A 21,578-nucleotide genomic window follows, 5' to 3' on the forward strand; every position below is an offset into this window, starting at 1 on the left:
CATTTGGTCACCAAACCTACCCGAGCGGGAATTCGGGCGGATTGCGTAGCGGCGTGTCGTCCCGTAGTGGAACCGCCTGCCGCTCGATCATCCGATGGATATGCGGACGGCCTGGGCCACGATGCAGTTGGCGCAATTGCTCGGCGTTCTCCGCATCTGCCTTGGTGCGCCGTTGATTGTGCCGAACATAGTCGATCCAGGTCGGCACGTGATATGATTCAACCCAGATATCAGGGTTCTCCAAATCCCGGAGCAAGGCTCCACTGCCGGGCACCATCCCGGATTCGAATACGGCGGCGGGCGGCCATCAGGGGGAGCATTTTTGCAACGTCGGCCTGAGCGATATCATAGTCGACCATCACCATGATTGGGCCGCTGCGCAGCCGCAGATCGAGGCGCAGTTCCGGCTCGCGAAAGCTGTTCAGGGGATCAAGGTCCCTGGTTTCAAATTCGGGCAACGCGAAACGAAATCCAATGCCCGCGCACGCCATCAGCACCACACTGGCACTGACCAGTGCAAACCCCGTCCCGAAGGCATCCGCGGTCATGCCCCATATCCAGCTGCCCAGTGCCATACCGCCAAAAGTCGCCGTCTGGTAGAGCGAGAGTGCGCGCCCCACAACCCAGCGCGGCGTGGACATTTGAATTGAGACATTGAACAGTGACATGGCCAGCACCCAGCACGCGCCGGCCGGCAGCAATACCAGATAGCTAAGAAGAATATCGCGACTGAGGCCAAGACCGACAACCCCCACGGCAAAGCCCAGGCACGCCAGGCGTACAATATTTTCGTTGCTCAGTTTTTCCCTGATCCGGCCGTTAAAAAAGGCGCCAATAATGGCCCCTGCCCCAAAACAACCCAACAGGCTGCCATAGGCCAGCGCGCCGCCGCCAACATACTCCGCCGCAACCGACGGCAGTAGCGCCAACACCGAAATCGCTGCAAGGCCAAAGACAAACCCCCTCGCCAAAACCGTCATCAGATTGGGAGACATAGCCACATAACGAATGCCAGCGGCCATTGCAGGGCCAAAACTTTCGCGCGGCAGCGGGCGTTTCGTCTGGTCCGGCTTCCAGCCAAAAAGAGCAGCGATCAATGCGGTGTAACTTAGGGCATTAAGGGCGAAGGCCATGGAGGCGCCCGCCAATGCGACCACCAGGCCACCAATGGCTGGCCCCACACTACGCATGAGGTTGAAACCCATGCTGTTCAGGGTAACGGCGGCGGGCAGGTCGGCCCTGGGCACGATGTCACCCATGGACGCCTGCCATGAAGGATTATTCAGCGCGGTGCCGCACCCGATCAGAAAAGTGAAGGCCAGCAACAGCCATGCGCTAAGCAGTCCGAAAAAGGTGAGCGTGGCGAGGGCGACCGACACCAGCAGCATCATGACCTGCGCCACGAGCATGACGCTGCGCCGGTCGAAATTGTCAGCCAGCGCACCGGCAGCAATCGAGAACAGCATGATGGGCAGCGTCGTTGCACCCTGCACCAGCGCCACCATATTGTGTGACTCCGATATGGTGGTCATCATCCAGCCCGCCCCCACCCCCTGGATCAGGCCGCCTAGATTCGATGCTAAGGTGGCCGTCCAAAGGATGCGGAATTGTGCATATTTGAATGGCGCCAGCGTCGATGCGCGTGTTGGCAAATCGTCCCCCGGAAAAGTCTTGCAACAGCGTTTTGCCACGCAATCATTGCAGACACCAGCTTGGTGCCACCCATTTGGGCCAGCGATATTCGATCATGCTATCAAGAAAGCGATTTTGCAATTTTGCGCTTAGTTACGCCCCTGATGCGCCATGCGGTAAACGCCGTCCCGACCTTGTAGCACTTCCTGGCGCGGACGATGGCACCAAGAGCATTGTCGGAGCGCGCCCGCTCACCGTGCGAAATAATCACCAGGCCCATCTGCTGCAATGTCAGCATGGCTTCCCGGATTGCCGGACGACCGACCCCGAACCGCTCCATGAGCTCCCGCTCCGAAGGCAGTTGCGAACCGGCTGGATATTCCTGTGAGGAAATCGCCGCGATCAGCCGGTCGAGGATTTCCTGATAGAGTTTTTTCTTCTTGAGCGGCTCAACGCCAAGCCGACTATGGGTGATTGTCAATTCATGGCACCTTTCCAGTTCTGCAGTGTAACGACCTAGCACCTGACAACCAGATGCATAATAGCGCCACCTGAATAAAATTCCAACTGGTATGATGACACTATCTCGTGCTACCGCTAAACATGTCGGATCGGACGGATTGCTGCAAACACCGACATTTATGGGTTTATGCTGTCACGGTGGGAGGCGAGCGGCTGGATGGGCACTAGTGATGACTGGCAACAACGCAACAATAGTGCGTTTTGCGCATTGGGCCTTGGTGGTTGCGCCATTGAAACCGGGACCAACAGTTTTTGTGCAGTGTGTGGCGACACGCACTGGGACCGATCTGGTGATTTGTCATGACGCGACAAGTCTCGGTTTCAACGGCGGCCTATGATGGCTACAGCATGGATGTCGCTATCGCCGAGATTGCCACAACAGGGGCAAAATGGATCGAACCGGCGTTCATCAGCGGCTATGTCGCGTTTGATGAATCGATATTTTGTGAGCAGGAGGGCACGCGGCTTGCCAGCCGACTGGCAGCATCCGAGGTTGAGGCACTTGCGGTTTCCGCCCATACAGATCTCGGTGCCGATGGCGCGGCAGTTGCTTTACGCCGACGAATAGACTTCTGTGTCGCCGTCGGATCATCGATCCTGATCACCAACAGTTCTGACTGCCACCACCCGACCCAGTGCGTCGCCAACATCGAGGCAGTGCTCCCGGTCCTTGAACAGGCTGGAATTGTCCTGGCGCTTGAAAACCCTGGACACGGCACCGACAGCCTGCTGCCGGACGGAGCTGCATTTGCCGTATTACTCGAAAAAATCGGCTCGCGATTTGTGAGGGCCAACTACGATATCGGCAACGCATTCACCTACAGCAATGAAGCCATTAATGTTCTCTCGGACCTTCGGATCGCCTTGCCATACTGCGCCCATCTGCATGTGAAGGACGTCACCGCGGACGACCATGATTGGCGATTCACCGCGATAGGTGATGGTGACTTACGATATGGCGCCGCATTCGACGTGCTCGACACGTTGGCACCAGAAGTGCCCATAGGGATCGAACTTCCACTGCGACTCAGTCGCCCTGGGCGCGGCGACCCGTCGAGACGATCCGAGCGCGTGCCAATACATGAAATACGCCAGGCGCTCTCGCGCTCGTTACGGACAGTCAATGGCGGCACTCGAGCCACTACAAGGTAACCTCCCGGCTGCGCTCACCGCAACCAGGATGGCGATGGCGCCGTTTTCAGCACCATCGTGTCAAAATCTCAACTGGCATGATGACATACTAATCATAACATGCTAGAGAATGACCTTCGCATCAGACGGAGTCCGCCGGCACAGGCCACTGTACCGCGGTCGGTGACCCTGCCTGACGATGCGTCAAACGCGGATATATTCCAGGAGTAAAAAATGAACCAGTCAGTGTCCGTTGCCCTGTTTGGAGCTGGCGGCAAGATGGGGTTCCGGATCACCAGGAAACTGGTGGATGCCGGCTATGACGTCCGCGCGGTGGAGGTTTCCGAGTCAGGCCGCCAGCGACTGGCAGACGTCGGGATCAACACCCATGATACCGACATTGCTGTGAAGGGAGCCCGCGTCGTTCTGCTCGCCCTACCCGACAACCTCATTGGCACCGTCGCCGCCGACCTGTCGTCAAAATTACAGTCGGGCACCATGCTGCTGATCCTTGATGCCGCCGCACCCATGGCCGACGATCTGCCGACTGATCGTCCCGACCTGACCTATTTTGTGGGGCATCCCTGCCATCCGCCGCTATACGGTGATGAGACGGCGTGGGACGCCCGTCGGGACTATCATGGCGGCATCGCCAAACAGTCAATCGTTTGCGCCCTCATGCAGGGACCCGAAGAGCACTACGCGCTCGGCGAGGAAATTTGCCGGATCATGTGGTCCCCAATCATAAATTGCTATCGTCTCAGTCTGGAGCAACTCGCCATTCTCGAACCCGGTCTGTCAGAAATGATCGCCATGCCGTTCATCGACACCATGGTTGAGGCTGTGGACATCTGCGCCAGCAAATATGGCATCCCCGCCAGGCGGCCTTCGAATTTCTGATCGGCCATCTCAACGTCGAAATCGCCATGTGGTTCGGATTTTCGCCAAAGGTGCCATCAGACGCTGCATTGCGACTTATGGCGTTCGCCAAGCGGGTAGTCGTCAACGAGGATTGGCGCGATGCGCTTGATCCGGCCAAGGTCAAGGAAGCAGCCCAACTGATCGCCAACACCTGACCGAACGTCGACAGTGGAACGTGACAGAAGACGCTTGCGTGCCTTCAGTCACCACCTGGGAGGATATGCCTTGAGCAAGCTAAGAGGCGCCATGATTGGTGTCGGATTTTTCGCCGTCAATCAACTCAATGCCTGGCACGACATCGAGGACGTCGAAATCGTCGCCATCTGTGATCGCAATCCTGAACGCCTAAACAAGATGGGCGACCGGTTTGCCATTGCAGCAAGATATCAAGATGCGGCAGAGATGTTGGCGAGAGAACAACTCGATTTCGTCGATATTGCCACTACGGTATCAAGCCATCGAACATTAGTGGAGTTGGCGGCAGATCACAAAATGCCGGTGATCTGTCAAAAGCCATTTGCCACATCCTTGCACGATGCACGTGCCGTGGTGGCCACATGCAATGCGGCGGGGGTGCCGCTGATGGTGCATGAAAACTTCCGCTGGCAGACACCAATTTTGGCCGTTAAAAATATGTTGGCATCAGATCGCATTGGACGCCCATTTTGGGCCCGCTTCAGCTTCCGGACAGGCTATGACGTTTATGCCGGTCAGCCATATCTGGCGGAGGGTGATCGATTCATCATCGAAGACACCGGCATCCACCTGCTCGATGTCGCCCGCTTTCTGCTCGGCGAGGTGACTACCATTGCCACCAGCGTACAGCGGATCAATAATACGATCAGAGGCGAGGACGTGGCAACAATGCTGATGTCCCACGCCGCCGGCGCAACATCTGTGGTCGATTGCTCGTTCGCGAGCCGACCCGAGTTCGATCGATTCCCCCAAACCCTTATGGAGATTGAAGGCGAGAAGGGAAGCCTGCGTCTCGACAGGGACTTTTCACTGACCGTCGTGGATTCAGAAGGAACGTCGCGCGCCGACGTTTCACCCTTCTTGCTGCCGTGGGCAGAGCGACCATGGCATAATATCCAGGAGAGCGTGCTGAATATCCAAAAACATTGGGTCCAATGTCTGCGCTTGGGAACAGCCCCCGCGACCTCCGGACACGATAACCTCAAGACAATTGCACTGGTAGAGGCGGCCTATGAAGGAGCCAAATCAGGGACGACTGTGCGGCCAGGTCTTTGATACTACGAGGCGTGGCCAAGAAAATTTGTTGGTTAATGGCGCGCCCCACCAAACCCAAAATCCACCAGCAACTATGTCCAAAGTCGGTCTTGATAGCCTTAACCAGGAAGCACCTATGTCACCAACCCGACCAACCATTCCCGACATATGCCTTCGACGCCCGGCGGAAGAGCTGGCAAGTGACTTCCTCAAATGACTCGGTCTTTCCGCCCTCGCCGACACGCAATTTGCTGATGTGAGTGAGATTAGCTTGTGGCAGGACCTCTCAATTGCTTCTTTAGGTCGCCGCTTCGATGAATGCGGAGCCACATTTTTGAATTGTGAATTCCTATCAGCGCGCCGCCTGTTGCGAAGAGAAAACCGAGGCGTCGATGATGCAAGCTGCTGCTTATCCAAACAAAATTCCATGCGCTCGACGAAAGAACGCGCAAAATCGCGCCAGAGGCCTTGCAGATAGTGGGGCAACGCCAAGCCTACATACCGCATCAAGTTTCACAATGGTGTGCGGTCAGAGACCATCCGCTTATTGCAGCAGTCCGTCAGATACTTGGCGAGTTGCCAATACGCGCGTGCCCGCTAAGCCCTTTATGGAACTTCGCTAACCGCCGGAGACCGAGTGCTATTCGTAACACCATTATTGGATCGATGCAATTTCGCCATAATAACGATTTTCACCCATTAGGCGACGATTTTCACTCCACCGTGATCCTAGTCCGAAATGTGTCGCATGCCGAACCTGACGGATTGAATGTCACCTCGATCTTGTCTCCAGTGCGTGTCTTTGCAATTGTTGTACCGCATCCCGCGACCACCAAATCATGCTGACCTGATTGGCGGATCGCGAAATTCTGCGGCAAGGCGCCTTCGCAGGAGGCCGCGCCACTGGCGTTGTAACGACCCGACCGGAAGGAATCATTGGTATAGATATGCGAACCATCGGGCAGGCGGTGATGCAAACGAAACGCGATCGACACGCGCAGCCATGGATGGGTGTTATGCAGGTCAACGCCTGTCTTTGTCCGGTACGCGCCCATGAAAGCACGGGACGGCGCATGAGGATGCCCGATATTAACATCCCAGGACGCTGGCTTTCGTTGGTCCTGCCACACACAGAACCACATGAAGTGCGAACACGATCAACGCACGGGCACAAGCCGCGCCTCGTTTGGAACAGCTTCGGCTCATTCGATCCCATCATAGCCGTATCCGACCGTCCGGCTGATTGCCATCTGCCAAGTCCTGTTCAGGCAGGCCAGCGCCGAATATGCTGGCTTCATGCGTTTTATCCAACCGTCAGAATCCTGGCATTCTTGCGGACCGCCGTCATAGTCCGGTCGGCGTCGGCTCCATCTCAGCGGAATCGATTGCCAAATTTGTTTTTCGCCCCCTGCCTACGCCCGGAATCGTGTCAGCCATCGCCGCCGCGCGACCGAGCCTATGCAAATGCTCAACGTCAGGCATGCATTCCCTACCCCGGGCGTCCCGGACCCACAATTTCTGCGTTGATGCGTTCCTTTATCTCTGCAGGTCCCATCATTCATTGGCCGATCCTACTGCGCTATCGGGCTCAGTCCTGCGCGCTCAGGGCCGCAGTGGTTTCACATATTGATTCAACGCATCGTGTTGCCGGGCGCCATGGTCACGATCTTCGGGCCTGCCGTAGCCGCCACCATAAGTTGCGGCCAGCACGAGAAGATGGCGGGCGGCAGGATAGTCGACGGCCAAATCGTTCATCGCCCCGGTGTGGACTTGATGGGCTTGATCGACCAGGGCCTGATGGAGCACCTGGGCAAATCCCCAGGTCGAATTTCCTTCACTGCCAACAAGGATAACCGTATCAGCGTGGCGTGCTCCGGCATTGTTGGCGACCTTGATTTGGTTGCGTCGACGCAACCACCAGATAAATGTGCCGGTGCCAGCCAGAACGGGGACGCAAAGCGCGGCCAATCCCAACAGCGCACCGAACCACCATAAGCCTTGGCCAGTGTGAAGCATGTAAAGCGTTTCGTAGATCGACTGGCCAACGCTGTTCGGCGTGAAATTGAGCAACGCACCCGTTGCCTGATCAACGTATCCCTGTCCCGACGCGGTCGTCAGAGTGAAAACGTCGGTACGATCACCAGCATACGGAAAGACTAGTTCGCGCAGATCGGCCAACGGCACCGCCTGTAACGCGTTTAGCGAGGAGATAGGTGCGGGCGTTCCCCCATCGACACTGACGGGGAATTGGCCAACCGAGCTGGTGCTGGCAATCACACCAAAGCTGGTCAACGACATATAGCCTCCGGTCAGGCTCGACACCAAAAGACCGATAATCGCAATGCGTGCCAGTTCGACGTGCAGGCGCTGCGATGTCGTTCCTTTAGCAGTGACAAAAATATTCTGCCAACCGCCAAGCCGTCTGACCAAAAGCAGCATCCCACTGACGGCAAGCACAATTAACGCCAAGGCGCTCATACCCGAGGCGAAACGCCCATTCATGCCAAGGAACAGAGAACGATGCAATTCTGTGAAAAACACAAAAATTGGCGACGGAGAATAGTCGCCAAGCACCGCGCCGGTCGCAGGGTCGATGAGTGCCGCCGCCACACCTTTGCCGCCGTCATAATAGGCCGTAACGGCACCCGAAGCGGCGTGAACAATGCGCTCCACGCCGGTGAGATGGGTGCTGACCGCATTGGCCAATGCAGCGACGTTCATGGCGACGGTAGCTGAACGCACCGAGAAATGATCCATCACGGGTTGCAATGACAGAACCGAGCCCGTGATTGCCATGAAAGCCACGATCAGACCGGCGACAAGCCCGGGAGCGGAATGTAAACGGCGCAACATCACCCCAGCCCCTTAAAAGCTGACGCTCAGAGCGCCCACATAGCCTCGGCCGGCGACAACCGTCCCCGAATTGGCCTGGGTCAATTTCAACACCGCGTCGTCACGAACCAATCCGCCATCCTGAACCGCGCTGTCCACATGAAGTGTATAGCCTGCATCAATCAGGGAATCCGCGATATTGACGTCGACCTGCATGGTCCGTCCACCGCCAATGCTGGCGCCGGTGATGCCGTCAATGCGTTGATTGCTGGATGAGGCAGCGCGAAACCAGCTACGCAGATCCCTCTGGTAGCGCGATTGGCCTCCGGCCACCCAGACGGTGGAATCAAAGGTACCATCAGGCTTGTTCAGATAGACCGCAAGATAGGCAGGTGGACCCCAATAGTTAGACATCTGGATGGATAGCTTGGTATCCTTGGCGAACGCGAGAGTGGGCGTTCCAAGCGCCGTTGCAAGCATCAGGACCGTGATCAGCTTTTTCATGAGGGCACTCCATGGTTGGTAATTGTCCCCATATCGCAGACCAACCTGACAGCAGCCTGAAGCAAACCAGGCTCACTATTCAGGTTGGTGTAAGGTTGCGATTATCGGGATGGTCCAAAAGGAGCAGAAATTGCGCATATTGCTGGTTGAGGATGACCAGGTGCTCGGCGGCGCGATCCGCGACCATGTTGCAGCCACAGGCCACAGCGTCGACTGGATGAAGCGGGTGGATGATGCCGAGGCCGCCTTGGACGGCGTTGGGTATGAACTGGTCCTGCTCGATCTTAATTTACCAGACGGCCGGGGCCTGGACTTACTGCGGCACCTACGTGCCCGCGGCAGTTCGGTGCCGGTTATCATCACCACGGCGCAGGACCAAATTGGCGTTCGCATCGAAGGCTTAAATGCCGGCGCCGACGATTATCTGGTCAAACCTTTCGACTTGAGTGAAATGAGTGCGCGTGTTGCGGCGGTGGCGCGTCGATATTCTGGCAATCCAGCGCCGCTTGTAACCGTAGGCGCTGCGCAGGTGAACCTGGCGACCAAATTGATAATGCAGGGCGAGGAGTCTGTTACCCTTACACAGCGCGAATGGGCCGTGTTCGAACGCCTGATCAGTCGACGCGGATCGGTCGTGAGCAGATCGGAGCTCGAGAATTCCTTGTATGAATTTGGCGCTGAGATCGAAAGCAATGCGGTTGAAGTCTATATTAGCAGGCTGCGCAAAAAACTGGGGCGCAAAACGATAACTACCCAACGCGGCCTTGGCTATAGGGTTGATAAATGAAGTGGCCCTACTCGATTGCCCTGCGTCTTGCCATTTGGCTAAGTGTCGGCACTTGCTTACTCTGGTTGGGTGCCGCCGCAATTTCCACAAATGTTCTGCAGCACGAGTTGGCGGAATCCTTTGACGAAGGATTGCGTCAAAGTGCTTACCGGTTGCTGCCACTCGCCCTCCATGATTTGTGGGAACCTTCGGAACATGCTCTGCCCATTGCTGCCACCGAAGGGGCGGCGGCAGGTTCGTTCACCTACCTGGTTTATGATAGCACCGGCAAAGTCGTTATCCGGGCGGAGGATGCCCCCCAGGTCCTATCCAGCATTCCGTCGGGCGATGGATTTTTACTTATCGGAAATCGTCGCGCCTTTGCCGCGAGTGACCATCGCTCTGGATTTGGTATTGTCGTGTTGGAAACCTCTAACTATCGCGGCGAAGCCCTTCGCGACGCGATTGGCGCTCTGTTCTGGCCGCTTGCAGGTCTATTGCCCTTAGGGGCGGCAGGCATATGGTTTGCCGTGCGGCTGGCGATGAGCCCACTTGAGCGTTTACGGCGCGAAATTGCTGAACGCGGTGGCGCAAACCTGTCACCGCTGAGCAACAATAAACATCCCGTGGAATTGGCGCCAATCGCCCAGGAGGTTGCCGCACTGCTTGTGCGGCTCAAGTCAGCCATGGATATCGAGCGCGAATTTGCCGCCAATAGCGCGCACGAACTGCGCACCCCAATCGCCGGTGCGCTGGCCCAGACCCAACGCCTCGCCTACGAGCCCGGCGAGCATCCGGCACAATCGCGGATCAGGGACATAGAAAGCGCACTGCGCAATCTGTCCCATTTATCGGAAAAGGCTCTTGCAACTCGCTCGCCTTGACGCAGGATTTGCTCGATCAGAGGTGCCTATCGACCTGCGTCCCGTCATTACATTAGTCGTCCGCGACTTTCACGCCGCGCACGAGGTATGCGGATTGTGCGCCTGATGTTGCTGCGGGGTAAACCGGTTATTGAAAAAATGATTGCGCCAATATCAGGCGCGATCGCCCCCCAGTTGCCTCGTCACTATTACGTCAGCGGGCGCGGTTGGCCCGCAGTGCTGCATTCGTGACGTTGGCCGTCGGATTTGCCGTTTCGACCGCAATATTTAATACGACGTATCAAGCCCAATCCAGGGTTGACGCCATGCTCACCAATGGGGCGGACGTGACGGTGACTGGCTCGCGGCTCGCGCCAGCAGACATACTCAAAGACAAACTTGCTGCCTTGCCCGGTGTGGTGAATTCCCAATTTATGCAGCATCGCTATGCCTATGTCGGCACCGACCTGCAGGACCTATATGGCATAGACCCCGCCACCATCAGTAATGCCACTGCTATGGCAAATGCCTATTTCGGCAATGGCGATGCAAAAGCCACTTTGGCAAAACTCGCTGCGACGCCTGAAGCAATTCTGGTGTCAGATGAAACAGTCACAGATTACCAATTGAACTTGGGTGATCCGCTCAATCTGCGCCTACAAAGTCCTGATGGCGCCTACAAAGTGGTGCCGTTTGTATTTTCGGGCATCGTGCGAGAATTTCCTACGGCGCCGCGTGATAGCTTTATTGTTGCCAATGCCAGCTATATCGCCAAAATGACGGGCGTCGCTGGGCGTGAAGTTGGATTGCTAAAAACCTCGGGCAATAATGCGACAATCAAGGCCGCAGCTATAGATTTGGCCAAGTCCTATCCCGGGATGCAGGTCAAAGAGCTTGGCGACGCCGCCCATATTATTGGGTCGAGCCTAACGGCCATAGATTTGGCCGGATTAACGGCGCTCGAATTAAGCTTTGCAGTTGTTCTAGTGTTGGGTGCCACCGGCTTGATGCTTGCCTTGGGGTTGGCCGACCGTCGGCGTGGGTTCGCCATTTTGACCGCGATCGGGGCCACCCCACGCCAATTGGCGGCATTTATCGTACCCGAAACCATCGTAGTGCTCAGCATGGGAGACATCATTGGCGCGATTGTCGGCGGCGTGGTTGCTCAAGTGCTTGTTGTTGTGCTTCACGGTGTCTTTGATCCGCCGCCTGAATTTATGTCGGTGCCATGGCCATACCTGATTGCGGTCGTCATTGCTGTCGCAATTGCCACCTCGATTGCCGTGGCCAACGGTATCAAGCAAGCCTCAAGCAAGCCTGTTCAGCGCATACGAGAGCTTACCTAGCGTAAGGATTGTCAAGGCAACTGCACTGTGTCGACGACAGCTTGCGGCCTCACGGCTCCGCACCAATGTATCCGGGGCTAGTCCGCGCAAAACTCACGAGAGCGCGTGCACCGCGACCTAAAGTTGGGATGGTAGTGGGGAAAAGTGAAAAACGCGGACATTATACGTTAAAAATCAACCACTAAGAGGAAATTTTGGCGGAGAGGGAGGGATTCGAACCCCCGATGGAGTCACCCCCATGCCGCATTTCGAGTGCGGTGCATTCGGCCACTCTGCCACCTCTCCGCGAGGTCGATAGCTACAGCTGCCTGTAGCCCGGTCGAACAGGCGGGCTTATGGCATAGCGGGGCAGTGGCTGCAATATGGGGGCGGCGTTTTTTGCGACATGGTTTGCGCTAACATAGGCAACCACACCGATACTCAAACGCTAGCATGACGTTAACCTTGACAGTAACGCATTCGTTTGTCGCGCCATCGCGCTGGTGCTGTCACAATATTTGCTGCGCTCCTGCCCCATGAAAGGACAATTTCATGACCAAAAGACGCCACGTCATTGCGGGACTTTCCGCACTGCCATTTGCCAGTTTTGCACCCTTTGTCTCGCACACATTTGCCCAGTCAGGTGAAGCCATGCTTGAAGGGGACATAATCGAAACAGATGATGGGAACCTCACCATCCATCCCGTCGATCATGCTTCGCTGTTGCTGGGGTGGAAAGATCAGGTGATCTACGCCGATCCGGTCGGCGGCGCCGAACGCTACGCCAACCTGCCCGCTCCAACCGCCATTGTCATCACCCATGGTCATGGCGACCATTTTGACGTCCCCACGCTTGAAGCCATTGCCGCGGGCGGTATTCCGCTGATTACCAACCAGGACGTTTTCGAAAAACTGCCAGATGCGCTCAAGCCCAATGCCACCGGCATGGCCAATGGCGACGAAGGCGTGCTTAACGGGCTTTCGATTGCCGCCATCTCGGCCTTCAACACCACACCTGACCGGGCCAAATATCACCCGCCCGGCGTCGGCAATGGCTATCTGCTCAAGTTTGACAACAAGATTGTCTATGTTGCCGGCGACACCGAACCAACGCCGCACATGCTGGCGCTCGAAAATATCGATGTGGCCTTCCTGCCAATGAACCTGCCTTATACCATGACGGTGGAGCAGGCCGGTGAAGCGATCAAGACCTTCAAACCCAAGATCACCTATCCCTATCATTATGGCGATAGCGACCTGTCCATTCTCGAGGGCCTGGTCGGAGATGCCAGCGAAGTCCGGCTGCGCGATTGGTATCCGAACAAGGCCTAAAATCCCCGGCACGCCTTGACTCTTTGCGCATTTGCCCTGATAAGCCGCACCAGAACGCGCCCCGGAGCCTAATCCGGCGCGCTTCTTTGGTTTGAAAACCGCTGCTTGAGGCTGCCCGCCGGTTGAACCGGCCGCATCTTGAAGTCCGCAGGTCGGGGCGTTGCCCCGGGGCAATACTGCGGCGCCGCAAAGCGCGACAAAAATGGGACCGATACGTTTAACACGTGCGGTACAATGAATGACTTTTGCAGTGATAAAGACTGGTGGCAAACAGTATAAAGTTGCCGCCGACGATGTTCTCAAGATTGAAAAGCTCGATGCCGAAATCGGCTCGATCGTGACCTTTGATCAGGTATTGATGGTGGGTGACGAAGTTGGTGCACCTCTGGTTGAGGGCGCTCTGGTTGCCGCTGAGCCTGGTGGAAACCCGCAAGCAGAAAACCGTCATCATCTTCAAAAAGAACCGTCGCCACAATTATCGTCGTCGCAATGGCCACCGCCAATTGCTTTCGACCGTGCGTATTACCGAAATCCTGACCGGTGGCGCCAAGCCAAATCTCAAGGCTGCGGCCAAGCCTGCTGCGAAAGCCAAGCCCGTTACTGAGGCAAAGCCGGCCGCCGAAGCCAAGCCAGCCAAAAAGGCAGCAGCCCCCAAGGCCGCTGCTCCAAAGGCCGAAGCGCCAAAGGCTGAAGCTGCCAGCCAAGCCAAGGCTCCAGCGGCCAAAAAGGCCGCCAAGGCCGATGCCGTTGACGACATCAAGCTGATCGGCGGTGTCGGTCCAGCGCTCGAAAAGAAGTTGAACGAAGCCGGGATCACCAGCCTCGCTCAGATCGCAGCCTGGACTGCTGAAGATGTCACAAAATATGACGACATCCTGAGCTTCAAAGGCCGGATCGAGCGCGAAGAGTGGATTGATCAGGCTAAGGAATTGTTGGCTGGCAAGGCGCCTCGCGCCAAGGCCGATAAGAAATAAGGAAGAAGCACCATGGCACATAAAAAAGCAGGCGGTTCATCCCGCAACGGTCGCGATACCGCCGGTCGCCGTCTTGGCGTCAAGAAGTTTGGTGGCGAGGCCGTTATTGCCGGCAATATCCTGATCCGTCAGCGCGGCACCAAATGGCATCCCGGTACTGGCGTTGGCTTGGGCAAGGATCACACCATTTATGCTCTGGTTGACGGTAAGGTTGCCTTCCGCACCCGCGCCAATTCCAAGGTCTATGTTTCGGTCGAGCCGGCACAGGCCGCCGAATAAACCGGCGTGCTCCAGCGCGGCCGGTGACCAGTTCCCCGGCAAGGCGCAAGAGCCAGATCAAGTTTCAGGGGAACCGGTCCGCCGGTTCCCCTTTCGTTTTTTCAAAGTGATCAAATGGCCCATCCCGACCCCGCAACATTGCTGCCCGACGCCATCACCACCGAACGGCTCACCCTGGCGGCACCGGTCGCGGCGCACGCCCCCGACATGGCGGCATTGGCCAACAATTATGAGGTCAACCGAAACCTGACGCGGCTGCCTTTTCCGTATGAACTCAGCGACGCGCATTATTTCATCGAGCATCTGGCACGCGCCAACGGCGAATGGGCCTATAGCATTTGCCTCGCCGGCAAATGCATCGGCGTCACCAGCCTGCATTTTGGCGACAATGATGTGCCCGAATTGGGCTACTGGCTGGGTCAACCCTATTGGGGACAGGGTTTTGGCACCGAAGCGGCCCGTGCGCTAGTCCAGGCGGCCAGGACCACGAGAAAAATAGCAAGATTGCGCTCACGCGCCCTCCACACCAACATCGGCTCGATCCATGTGCTTGAAAAAGTGGGCTTTTCCATCATCGGGGAGGCTCCCGAACCCGACGGCCCCCTCAAGGGCAAAAAAATGATTCTGTTGGCACAGAACTTGTTGCCGCCCGATCATTTGAAGCATGACCAGGCCAGAAGCCAAGCCGCCCAATGAGCCAGCCCCTGACCACAAACCGGCTGACGCTCCGCCTGCCGCGTTCGGATGACGCCGAGCGGATCACGCTCTTCTTGAGCGACTATGCGGTCGCCAGCAATCTGGCGCGCGTACCTTTTCCCTATAGAATGGCGGACGCGCGGGCCTGGTTGCGCGGCCGGCGCCCCGACCTGCCGCCTGAAGACACCAATTTTGCCATTGAACTGGCCGAGGAAGGCTATGCCGGCCAGGTCGGCTTTCATCGGGGCGACAACGGCGTCATAATCGGCTATTGGCTGGGACCGCCATTTTGGGGACGCGGCATCATGACCGAAGCGGTGACAGCCGCCCTTGACTGGTTTTTCAACACCAGCAATGCCGACAAGGTTCTTTCTGGTGTCTTTGTCTTCAATCTGGCTTCGCTCGCCATTCAGGCCAAACTCGGATTCACCGAAACCGGCCGCTCTTCTGTTCTGTCTCTTGCGCGCGGCACAGAGGTGGAGCATATCGACACCCAACTGACCCGCGCCCAATGGATGGACACGCACAAATGAAGTTCCTTGATCAGGCCAAGGTCTATGTCCGTTCGGGCGATGGTGGCGGGGGCGCTGTATCCTTCCTGCGCGAAAAATATGTTGAATTTGGTGGCCCCAACGGCGGCAATGGCGGGCGTGGCGGCGATGTGGTGATCGAGTGCGTCGACGGGCTTAACACCCTGATCGATTATCGCTATCAACAGCATTTCAAGGCCAAGACCGGCACCCATGGCATGGGCAAGGACCGCGCCGGTGCCCATGGTGAGAACGCCGTGCTGCGCGTGCCCGTTGGCACCCAGGTTTTTGAGGATGACAACGAAACCCTGATCGCCGACATGACCGAAGTTGGCCAGCGCTTTGTCATGCTGAGCGGCGGCAATGGCGGTTTTGGCAATGCCCATTTCAAGACCAGTTCCAATCAGGCCCCCCGCCACGCCAATCCCGGCCAGCCGGGGGTAGAAAAATGGATATGGCTGCGCCTGAAACTGATCGCTGACGCCGGATTGGTAGGACTACCAAATGCTGGAAAATCCACCTTTCTGGCGGCTGTATCGGCCGCCAAGCCCAAGATTGCCGACTATCCCTTTACAACGCTGCACCCCAATCTGGGCGTGGTCAGCATTGGCGAGCGCGACTTTGTCCTCGCCGACATTCCCGGCCTGATCGAAGGCGCCAGCGAAGGCGTCGGCATTGGCGACCGCTTCCTGGGTCACATCGAACGCTGCGGGGTCTTGATCCATCTCATCGATGGCACCCAGGACGATATCGCACACGCCTACAAAACCATTCGCAGCGAATTAAGCGCCTATGACGCCCAATTGGGCGAAAAGTCCGAACTTGTCGTGCTCAACAAAGTCGATGCAATGGCCCCTGATGATCTGACGGAAAAGGTCAAATTGCTCAAAAAACTCAGCGGACAGAAAGTGTTGCAGATTTCGGGCGTGACCGGCCAAGGCGTTGATCAAGTGCTCTATGGCGTTGTTGAAACGCTTGATGAGGCCAAGGCAGCCAAGGCGGAGGCCCTGCGGCGCCAGACAGAACCGGGCTGGACGCCATGACAAGTGCCATGACCAGTCCCACCTGGCATTGACAAGAACCAGACATGACCAACGCCCTGTCGCCCTATAAGCGCATTACTATCAAGATTGGCTCTGCCCTGCTGGTCGACAGCAAGACCGGCAGGCTGCGTTCGGCTTGGCTGGGGAGCCTGGCCGACGACATCGCCGCACTCAAGGCGGCGGGCGCCGACATCATAATCGTGTCCTCGGGCGCGGTGGCGCTGGGACGCAGGCTGTTGGGCCTGAACGCCCAAAACCTGTCGCTTGAGCAAAGCCAGGCCGCTGCCAGCGCCGGGCAAATCGCCTTAAGCCAAGCCTGGGCCGATGCCCTGGGCCAACACCAGATCATCACTGGCCAGATATTGCTCACCCCCAATATCACTGAAGAACGTCGCTATTTTCTCAATGCCCGCACGACGATTTCCACGCTATTGTCGTTGGGCGCCGTGCCGATCATCAATGAAAATGACAGCGTCGCCACCGCCGAAATTCGCTATGGCGACAATGATCGCCTATCGGCCCGGGTCGCCACCATGATCGAGGCCGACTGCCTGATCCTGCTCTCCGACATCGATGGGCTTTATACCGCGCCCCCCACGCAAAATTCTGATGCGGCACACCTGCCGGACGTTCCCAGCATCACCCCAACAATCGAAGCCATGGCCGGTGGCGCTGCCAGCCATTTGTCGCGCGGCGGCATGACCACCAAGATCGAGGCGGGCAAGATTGCCACGCTGGCCGGTACGGCCATGATTATCGCCAGGGGCAGCGAACAACATCCGCTGCAAGCCCTGATAGAGGGCGCCCGCCACACATTGTTTCACGCCGTTCCGGGCCGCGCCCAAGCCAGAAAGCGCTGGATCATGGGCTCGCTCGGCGTCGCGGGCAGCGTTACCATCGACGCTGGGGCAGAGCGAGCGCTGCACGCCGGGCGTTCGCTGCTGCCGATCGGTGTCGTCGCGGTAAATGGCAGTTTCGAGCGCGGTGATACTATTGCCATCGTGGATGGCGATGGCCATGAAATTGCCAGGGGCCTGTCAGGGCTCAACAGCACCGATGCCCTGGAGGTCAAAGGCAAGCGCAGCGCCGCCGTTCTGGCGATATTGGGCGTTGGCAATCGTTCCGAACTGGTCCATCGCGATAATATGGTTATGGTATCAGGCAAAAATGGAGAGGCAGAGTGAACACAGTGGCGAAAACTGAGGCTCAAGGCAATGATGGCCGGTCTGGGCACTGCCGCCCGTCAAGCCGCACGCCAATTGGCCTCCGCATCCTCCGAACAGAAAACCCGCGCCATCATGGGCGGTGCAGCGGTCATTAACGCTCGTCGCGCCGAAATTCTGGCCGCCAACGCCAAGGATGTGGACGCGGCGCGCACCAAGGGTATTACCGCCGCCTTTCTGGATCGGTTGCTGCTGACCGATGCGCGGATCGACGCCATTGTCGAAGGGCTGCGCACCATCGGCGAACTGCCCGATCCGGTTGGCCAGCTCCTTGCCGAATGGGATCGGCCCAATGGCTTGCATATCAAGCGTGTCCGCACCCCGCTCGGAGTCATTGGCGTGATCTTTGAATCGCGCCCCAATGTTACCGCAGACGCCGGAGCGCTATGTCTGAAATCGGGTAACGCGGTAATCCTGCGTGGCGGGTCGGATAGTACATTTTCATCGCGCGCCCTTGTTGAATGTCTGTGGGATGGTTTGCATCTGGCAGGATTGCCGGTTGAAGCCATCCAGCTGGTGCCCACAACCGACCGCGCCGCCGTTGGCGAAATGCTGGCCGGTTTGGGCGGCAATATTGATGTGATCGTGCCCCGGGGCGGTAAATCGCTGGTTGGGCGGGTGCAGGCCGAAGCGCGTGTGCCGGTTTTTGCCCATCTTGAAGGGCTGGTGCATGTCTATATCGACAAGAGCGCCGATCTCGATATGGCCGTCAATGTGACGCTCAACGCCAAGATGCGTCGCACCGGCATTTGCGGCGCCGTCGAAACCCTGTTGGTCCATCAGGATGTGGTCAAAACCCATCTCGAGCCGATCATTGCCGCGCTTATTGCCAGAGGGTGCGAAATTCGCGGCGACGAAACGGTGCGCCAGCACATCAAATCGGCAAAGCCCGCCAGCGAAACCGACTGGCAAACCGAATATGAGGACGCCATTATCGCAGTCAGGATCGTGCCCGACATAGACGCTGCAATCGCCCATATCGAACAGTATTCCAGTCACCACACCGAGGCCATCATTACCGAGGATCCAGCAGCAGTCGAGCAGTTCTTCAACCGCATCGACAGCGCCATCCTGATGCACAATAGCTCAACCCAGTTTGCCGACGGCGGTGAATTTGGCTTTGGCGGCGAGATCGGCATCGCCACGGGTAAGATGCACGCGCGCGGACCAGTCGGGGTCGAGCAATTGACCAGCTTTAATTATCGTGTCACCGGCGCCGGGCAGACGCGTCCTTGAACCAGCGCTTTAGCCCGGTCCATCTTAGCGGCATTACCCGATTGCCGCCCTCGGGGGCCGGCATGCGGATCGGGCTGTTTGGCGGCAGTTTCAATCCGGCCCATAAGGGACATTTGCTGGTCGCCGAACAGGCACTGACCCGGTTGGGACTCGACGCGCTCTGGGTATTGGTTACGCCCGGCAATCCACTCAAGAACCGCGCCGATCTGGCCCCGCTGGCCCAACGGGTCGAGGGCGCCCGCACAGTCATGACCCACCCAAGGATCAAGGTCACCGGCTTTGAGGCGGCAAAGGGATTTACCTATTCTTATCAAACCATCCGATTTTTGACCCGAACGCTTGGCGACCGGCATTTTGTCTGGATCATGGGCGCCGACAATATGGTGGGATTTCATCATTGGCAGCGCTGGCGCGATATCGCCGACATGGTGCCGATTGCCATTTATGTGCGTCCCGGATCGGCGCGACTTGCCCCATCATCGCGTGCCGCGGAGGCGCTTGAACGCTACCGTGTCGATGAAAGTGATGCGCCCGGACTGGCGCTGCAAAAACCGCCCGCCTGGGTCTATTTGCATGGTCGTCAATCAGGCCTGTCCTCCTCTGCCATCCGCGCCCGCCGCCACGTTTCATCAACGAAATAGTGCGCCCCACCTTGCGCAAATTGGCAAGAAAGCGCATATTGCCAAGGTGTGATTGTAGTCACCAGAACCGGGATTGACCGCTTGTCATTTGCAAAGACGCGCGCCCATTCGATTAAACAACCAAGGATGCTGCACAAACGCATGACCCATGCTGTACAGGCGTGGGCACGAGGCCGGTATTGATGGCCCAGATGCCCACAAAATCTCCCACCGAACCGCGTTCGGACACCACGCAGGCAACCCCGGAACGTCCAATGATCAATGTCGTGCTTGAAAGCCTTGATGATGCCAAGGCCGAGCAAACCATTGCCGTGGACATCACCGGCAAATCCTCGCTGAGCGACCATATGGTGGTGACCTCGGGGCGCTCACAGCGCCATGTCGGCGCTGTTGCCGATCAATTGGTCAAGTCCCTGCGCGAAGCCGGTTACACCAAGCCTCGCATCGAGGGTCTGCCCCATTGCGACTGGGTTCTGGTCGATGCCGGTGACGTAATCGTTCATATCTTCCGGCCTGAAGTGCGCGAATTCTATAACATTGAAAAAATGTGGCAGGCCGAATTTGCCGAAGACGCCCACTAGCCGATGAAAATCAGCATTGCGGCGGTCGGCCGGATGAAGGCCGGCCCGGAGCGCGAATTGGTGGATCGCTACCTGTCGCGCGCCGCCGCCAGCGGCCGAACATTGGGCTTGACCGGGTTCGAAGTCATTGAACTGGTCGAATCGCGTGTCTCCAGCGCCGCCGCCCGCAAGACCGACGAAGCCAAAAACCTTCGCGCCGCCCTGCCCCAAGGCATTGTGGTGGCACTTGACGAGCGCGGAAAATCCATCGGATCCCCCGATTTTTCCGGCCTGATCGAGCGATGGCGCGATGATGGCCGCCCCAATGCCAGCTTTGTAATTGGTGGGGCCGACGGACTGGCGCCTGATTTTGTCAAAGCAGCCGATCTGACCCTATCATTTTCGCCGCTGACCTGGCCCCACCAATTGGTGCGGATCATGCTAGCCGAGCAATTATATCGCACAACAACCATCCTTTCCGGCCATCCCTACCACCGTGGAGACTAGGCAGATTTAGCTGGCAAGGCCCCAGACCAGGGCGCAATTATCGGAACGAAAATTGGCACAAAATATCTACGACAATCCCGATTTTTTTGATGGCTACAGCCAGTTGCCGCGTCAGGTGCAGGGCCTTGACGGGGCGCCGGAATGGCCAGCGATCCGCGCCATGCTGCCCGATCTGGGGGGAAACGCGTGGCTGATCTGGGCTGCGGTTTCGGATGGACGGCGCGCTGGATGCGCGAACAGGGCGCAAAGTCGGTCCTCGGACTTGATCTATCAAACAAGATGATCGAGCGCGCCAGGGCGGACACCGCCGATGACGCCATCGAGTACCGAATAGAGGACCTCGACACGCTGACCCTGCCCCTGGCGGCATTTGATCTGGCCTATAGTGCCCTGGCCTTTCACTATGTTGAGGATTTCGCCCGCCTCGCGCAAACGATCCGCAAGGCACTGGCACCCGGCGGCAATCTCATATTCACCATCGAGCATCCAATTTTCATGGCAGCCGACAATCCGCGCTGGACGACAGACGACAAGGGCAAGAGAACCTGGCCTGTTAGTGGCTATAGTCTTGAAGGCGAGCGCCGCACCGACTGGTTCGCCAAAGGTGTGCTGAAATATCATCGTACGCTCGCCACGACCGTGAATACGCTGATAAACGCAGGCTTTCAGATTCGCCAACTCGCCGAGTTCGCCCCCTCTTTCGACCAGATCAGACAGATGCCGCGATTGGCCGAAGAGTTGGACCGCCCCATGATGCTGATCGTGTCCGCGTCCACATAGATGCGTTTAGGACGTGTCAGGGGCAAACTCGCTGGTGGTAGTGCAACCCTG

Annotated in this window: 17 protein-coding genes, 1 tRNA gene and 5 pseudogenes; 18 read left to right on the forward strand and 5 right to left on the reverse strand. The window is 57.6% G+C overall.

The window, feature by feature from the left end:
- Positions 1-16: 16 nt before the first annotated feature.
- Together PSQ19_RS12120 and PSQ19_RS12125 are read right to left on the reverse strand one after the other, a co-directional pair.
- Positions 17-1,652 (reverse strand): annotated as a pseudogene (locus tag PSQ19_RS12120) (MFS transporter).
- A 221-nt stretch (positions 1,653-1,873) separates the two neighbouring features.
- Positions 1,874-2,107 (reverse strand): annotated as a pseudogene (locus PSQ19_RS12125) (GntR family transcriptional regulator); the annotation flags it as partial.
- Between the two features lie 347 nt (positions 2,108-2,454).
- Between PSQ19_RS12125 and PSQ19_RS12130 the strand changes: the two are divergent.
- The 3 genes and pseudogenes from PSQ19_RS12130 to PSQ19_RS12140 all read left to right on the forward strand — a co-directional run bounded on the left by PSQ19_RS12130 (position 2,455) and on the right by PSQ19_RS12140 (position 5,457).
- Positions 2,455-3,306 carry a sugar phosphate isomerase/epimerase family protein gene (locus PSQ19_RS12130; RefSeq protein WP_282217946.1) on the forward strand — a complete coding sequence of 284 codons (852 nt, stop codon included), beginning with the start codon at positions 2,455-2,457 and terminating at the stop codon, positions 3,304-3,306.
- A 213-nt stretch (positions 3,307-3,519) separates the two neighbouring features.
- Positions 3,520-4,361, forward strand: a pseudogene (locus tag PSQ19_RS12135) (phosphogluconate dehydrogenase C-terminal domain-containing protein).
- A gap of 70 nt (positions 4,362-4,431) precedes the next feature.
- The gene (locus PSQ19_RS12140) at positions 4,432-5,457 is read left to right on the forward strand and encodes a Gfo/Idh/MocA family protein (protein ID WP_282217732.1); all 1,026 of its coding nucleotides are present in this window, start codon (positions 4,432-4,434) and stop codon (positions 5,455-5,457) included.
- A gap of 1,581 nt (positions 5,458-7,038) precedes the next feature.
- On the opposite strand, the gene PSQ19_RS12145 is transcribed toward PSQ19_RS12140, so the two are convergent.
- Together PSQ19_RS12145 and PSQ19_RS12150 are read right to left on the reverse strand one after the other, a co-directional pair.
- Positions 7,039-8,289, reverse strand: a complete 1,251-nt coding sequence (locus PSQ19_RS12145; protein ID WP_282217947.1) for a PepSY-associated TM helix domain-containing protein — start codon at positions 8,287-8,289, stop codon at positions 7,039-7,041.
- A gap of 12 nt (positions 8,290-8,301) precedes the next feature.
- Entirely contained in the window at positions 8,302-8,772 is a 471-nt protein-coding gene (locus tag PSQ19_RS12150; RefSeq protein WP_282217948.1) for a DUF2271 domain-containing protein, read from the reverse strand.
- Between the two features lie 130 nt (positions 8,773-8,902).
- On the opposite strand from PSQ19_RS12150, the gene PSQ19_RS12155 reads away from it, so the two are divergent.
- The 3 genes from PSQ19_RS12155 to PSQ19_RS12165 all read left to right on the forward strand — a co-directional run bounded on the left by PSQ19_RS12155 (position 8,903) and on the right by PSQ19_RS12165 (position 11,747).
- Positions 8,903-9,559 carry a response regulator gene (locus PSQ19_RS12155; protein ID WP_282217949.1) on the forward strand — a complete coding sequence of 219 codons (657 nt, stop codon included), beginning with the start codon at positions 8,903-8,905 and terminating at the stop codon, positions 9,557-9,559.
- Entirely contained in the window at positions 9,556-10,422 is an 867-nt protein-coding gene (locus PSQ19_RS12160) for a histidine kinase dimerization/phospho-acceptor domain-containing protein (protein WP_282217950.1), read from the forward strand. Before PSQ19_RS12155 ends, PSQ19_RS12160 begins: the two co-directional genes overlap by 4 nt.
- Positions 10,423-10,727: 305 nt before the next feature.
- Positions 10,728-11,747, forward strand: coding sequence for an FtsX-like permease family protein (locus PSQ19_RS12165; RefSeq protein ID WP_282217951.1), 1,020 nt, complete (start codon positions 10,728-10,730; stop codon positions 11,745-11,747).
- 195 nt (positions 11,748-11,942) lie between these two features.
- On the opposite strand, the gene PSQ19_RS12170 is transcribed toward PSQ19_RS12165, so the two are convergent.
- Positions 11,943-12,032: transfer RNA gene (locus tag PSQ19_RS12170), tRNA-Ser, on the reverse strand.
- A 246-nt stretch (positions 12,033-12,278) separates the two neighbouring features.
- Here PSQ19_RS12170 and PSQ19_RS12175 point away from each other — a divergent pair.
- From PSQ19_RS12175 to PSQ19_RS12230, 12 genes and pseudogenes are all read left to right on the forward strand, one after another.
- Positions 12,279-13,058 (forward strand): MBL fold metallo-hydrolase, encoded by a 780-nt coding sequence (locus PSQ19_RS12175; RefSeq protein ID WP_282217952.1) that lies wholly within the window; start codon positions 12,279-12,281, stop codon positions 13,056-13,058.
- A gap of 238 nt (positions 13,059-13,296) precedes the next feature.
- Positions 13,297-13,756, forward strand: a pseudogene (gene rplU / locus PSQ19_RS12180) (50S ribosomal protein L21); the annotation flags it as partial.
- 288 nt (positions 13,757-14,044) lie between these two features.
- A complete protein-coding gene (gene rpmA / locus PSQ19_RS12185; protein WP_282217953.1) occupies positions 14,045-14,311 on the forward strand; it encodes a 50S ribosomal protein L27 in 267 nt (88 codons plus the stop codon).
- 114 nt (positions 14,312-14,425) lie between these two features.
- Positions 14,426-15,007, forward strand: a complete 582-nt coding sequence (locus PSQ19_RS12190; RefSeq protein WP_282217954.1) for a GNAT family N-acetyltransferase — start codon at positions 14,426-14,428, stop codon at positions 15,005-15,007.
- On the forward strand, positions 15,004-15,540 hold the full coding sequence (locus PSQ19_RS12195) for a GNAT family N-acetyltransferase (protein ID WP_282217955.1): 537 nt from the start codon (positions 15,004-15,006) through the stop codon (positions 15,538-15,540). Before PSQ19_RS12190 ends, PSQ19_RS12195 begins: the two co-directional genes overlap by 4 nt.
- Positions 15,537-16,580: a GTPase ObgE gene (obgE, locus tag PSQ19_RS12200; RefSeq protein WP_282217956.1), complete on the forward strand. Its 1,044-nt coding sequence runs from the start codon at positions 15,537-15,539 to the stop codon at positions 16,578-16,580. Before PSQ19_RS12195 ends, obgE begins: the two co-directional genes overlap by 4 nt.
- Before the next feature lie 44 nt (positions 16,581-16,624).
- Positions 16,625-17,764 (forward strand): glutamate 5-kinase, encoded by a 1,140-nt coding sequence (gene proB, locus PSQ19_RS12205; RefSeq protein WP_282217957.1) that lies wholly within the window; start codon positions 16,625-16,627, stop codon positions 17,762-17,764.
- Positions 17,765-17,797: 33 nt separating this feature from the next.
- A complete protein-coding gene (locus tag PSQ19_RS12210; RefSeq protein ID WP_282220692.1) occupies positions 17,798-19,039 on the forward strand; it encodes a glutamate-5-semialdehyde dehydrogenase in 1,242 nt (413 codons plus the stop codon).
- Positions 19,036-19,680: a nicotinate-nucleotide adenylyltransferase gene (locus PSQ19_RS12215; protein WP_282217958.1), complete on the forward strand. Its 645-nt coding sequence runs from the start codon at positions 19,036-19,038 to the stop codon at positions 19,678-19,680. The genes PSQ19_RS12210 and PSQ19_RS12215 overlap by 4 nt, the downstream gene beginning before the upstream one ends.
- A gap of 254 nt (positions 19,681-19,934) precedes the next feature.
- Positions 19,935-20,261 carry a ribosome silencing factor gene (gene rsfS / locus PSQ19_RS12220; protein WP_282220693.1) on the forward strand — a complete coding sequence of 109 codons (327 nt, stop codon included), beginning with the start codon at positions 19,935-19,937 and terminating at the stop codon, positions 20,259-20,261.
- Between the two features lie 3 nt (positions 20,262-20,264).
- Positions 20,265-20,747 carry a 23S rRNA (pseudouridine(1915)-N(3))-methyltransferase RlmH gene (gene rlmH / locus PSQ19_RS12225; protein ID WP_282217959.1) on the forward strand — a complete coding sequence of 161 codons (483 nt, stop codon included), beginning with the start codon at positions 20,265-20,267 and terminating at the stop codon, positions 20,745-20,747.
- A gap of 52 nt (positions 20,748-20,799) precedes the next feature.
- Positions 20,800-21,527: pseudogene (locus PSQ19_RS12230) on the forward strand (class I SAM-dependent methyltransferase).
- Positions 21,528-21,578: the final 51 nt, after the last annotated feature.

The organism is Devosia algicola (assembly GCF_028816455.1).
Classification (GTDB): Bacteria; Pseudomonadota; Alphaproteobacteria; order Rhizobiales; family Devosiaceae; genus Devosia; species Devosia algicola.

Coding starts and splice junctions, on each gene's coding strand:
- PSQ19_RS12130 (WP_282217946.1), top strand. CDS start 2,455: ATGACGCGACAAGTCTCGGTTTCAACGGCGGCCTATGATGGCTACAGC.
- PSQ19_RS12145 (WP_282217947.1), bottom strand. CDS start 8,289: ATGTTGCGCCGTTTACATTCCGCTCCCGGGCTTGTCGCCGGTCTGATC.
- PSQ19_RS12150 (WP_282217948.1), bottom strand. CDS start 8,772: ATGAAAAAGCTGATCACGGTCCTGATGCTTGCAACGGCGCTTGGAACG.
- PSQ19_RS12160 (WP_282217950.1), top strand. CDS start 9,556: ATGAAGTGGCCCTACTCGATTGCCCTGCGTCTTGCCATTTGGCTAAGT.
- PSQ19_RS12165 (WP_282217951.1), top strand. CDS start 10,728: ATGCTCACCAATGGGGCGGACGTGACGGTGACTGGCTCGCGGCTCGCG.
- PSQ19_RS12175 (WP_282217952.1), top strand. CDS start 12,279: ATGACCAAAAGACGCCACGTCATTGCGGGACTTTCCGCACTGCCATTT.
- rpmA (WP_282217953.1), top strand. CDS start 14,045: ATGGCACATAAAAAAGCAGGCGGTTCATCCCGCAACGGTCGCGATACC.
- PSQ19_RS12190 (WP_282217954.1), top strand. CDS start 14,426: ATGGCCCATCCCGACCCCGCAACATTGCTGCCCGACGCCATCACCACC.
- PSQ19_RS12195 (WP_282217955.1), top strand. CDS start 15,004: ATGAGCCAGCCCCTGACCACAAACCGGCTGACGCTCCGCCTGCCGCGT.
- obgE (WP_282217956.1), top strand. CDS start 15,537: ATGAAGTTCCTTGATCAGGCCAAGGTCTATGTCCGTTCGGGCGATGGT.
- proB (WP_282217957.1), top strand. CDS start 16,625: ATGACCAACGCCCTGTCGCCCTATAAGCGCATTACTATCAAGATTGGC.
- PSQ19_RS12210 (WP_282220692.1), top strand. CDS start 17,798: ATGGCCGGTCTGGGCACTGCCGCCCGTCAAGCCGCACGCCAATTGGCC.
- rsfS (WP_282220693.1), top strand. CDS start 19,935: ATGATCAATGTCGTGCTTGAAAGCCTTGATGATGCCAAGGCCGAGCAA.
- rlmH (WP_282217959.1), top strand. CDS start 20,265: ATGAAAATCAGCATTGCGGCGGTCGGCCGGATGAAGGCCGGCCCGGAG.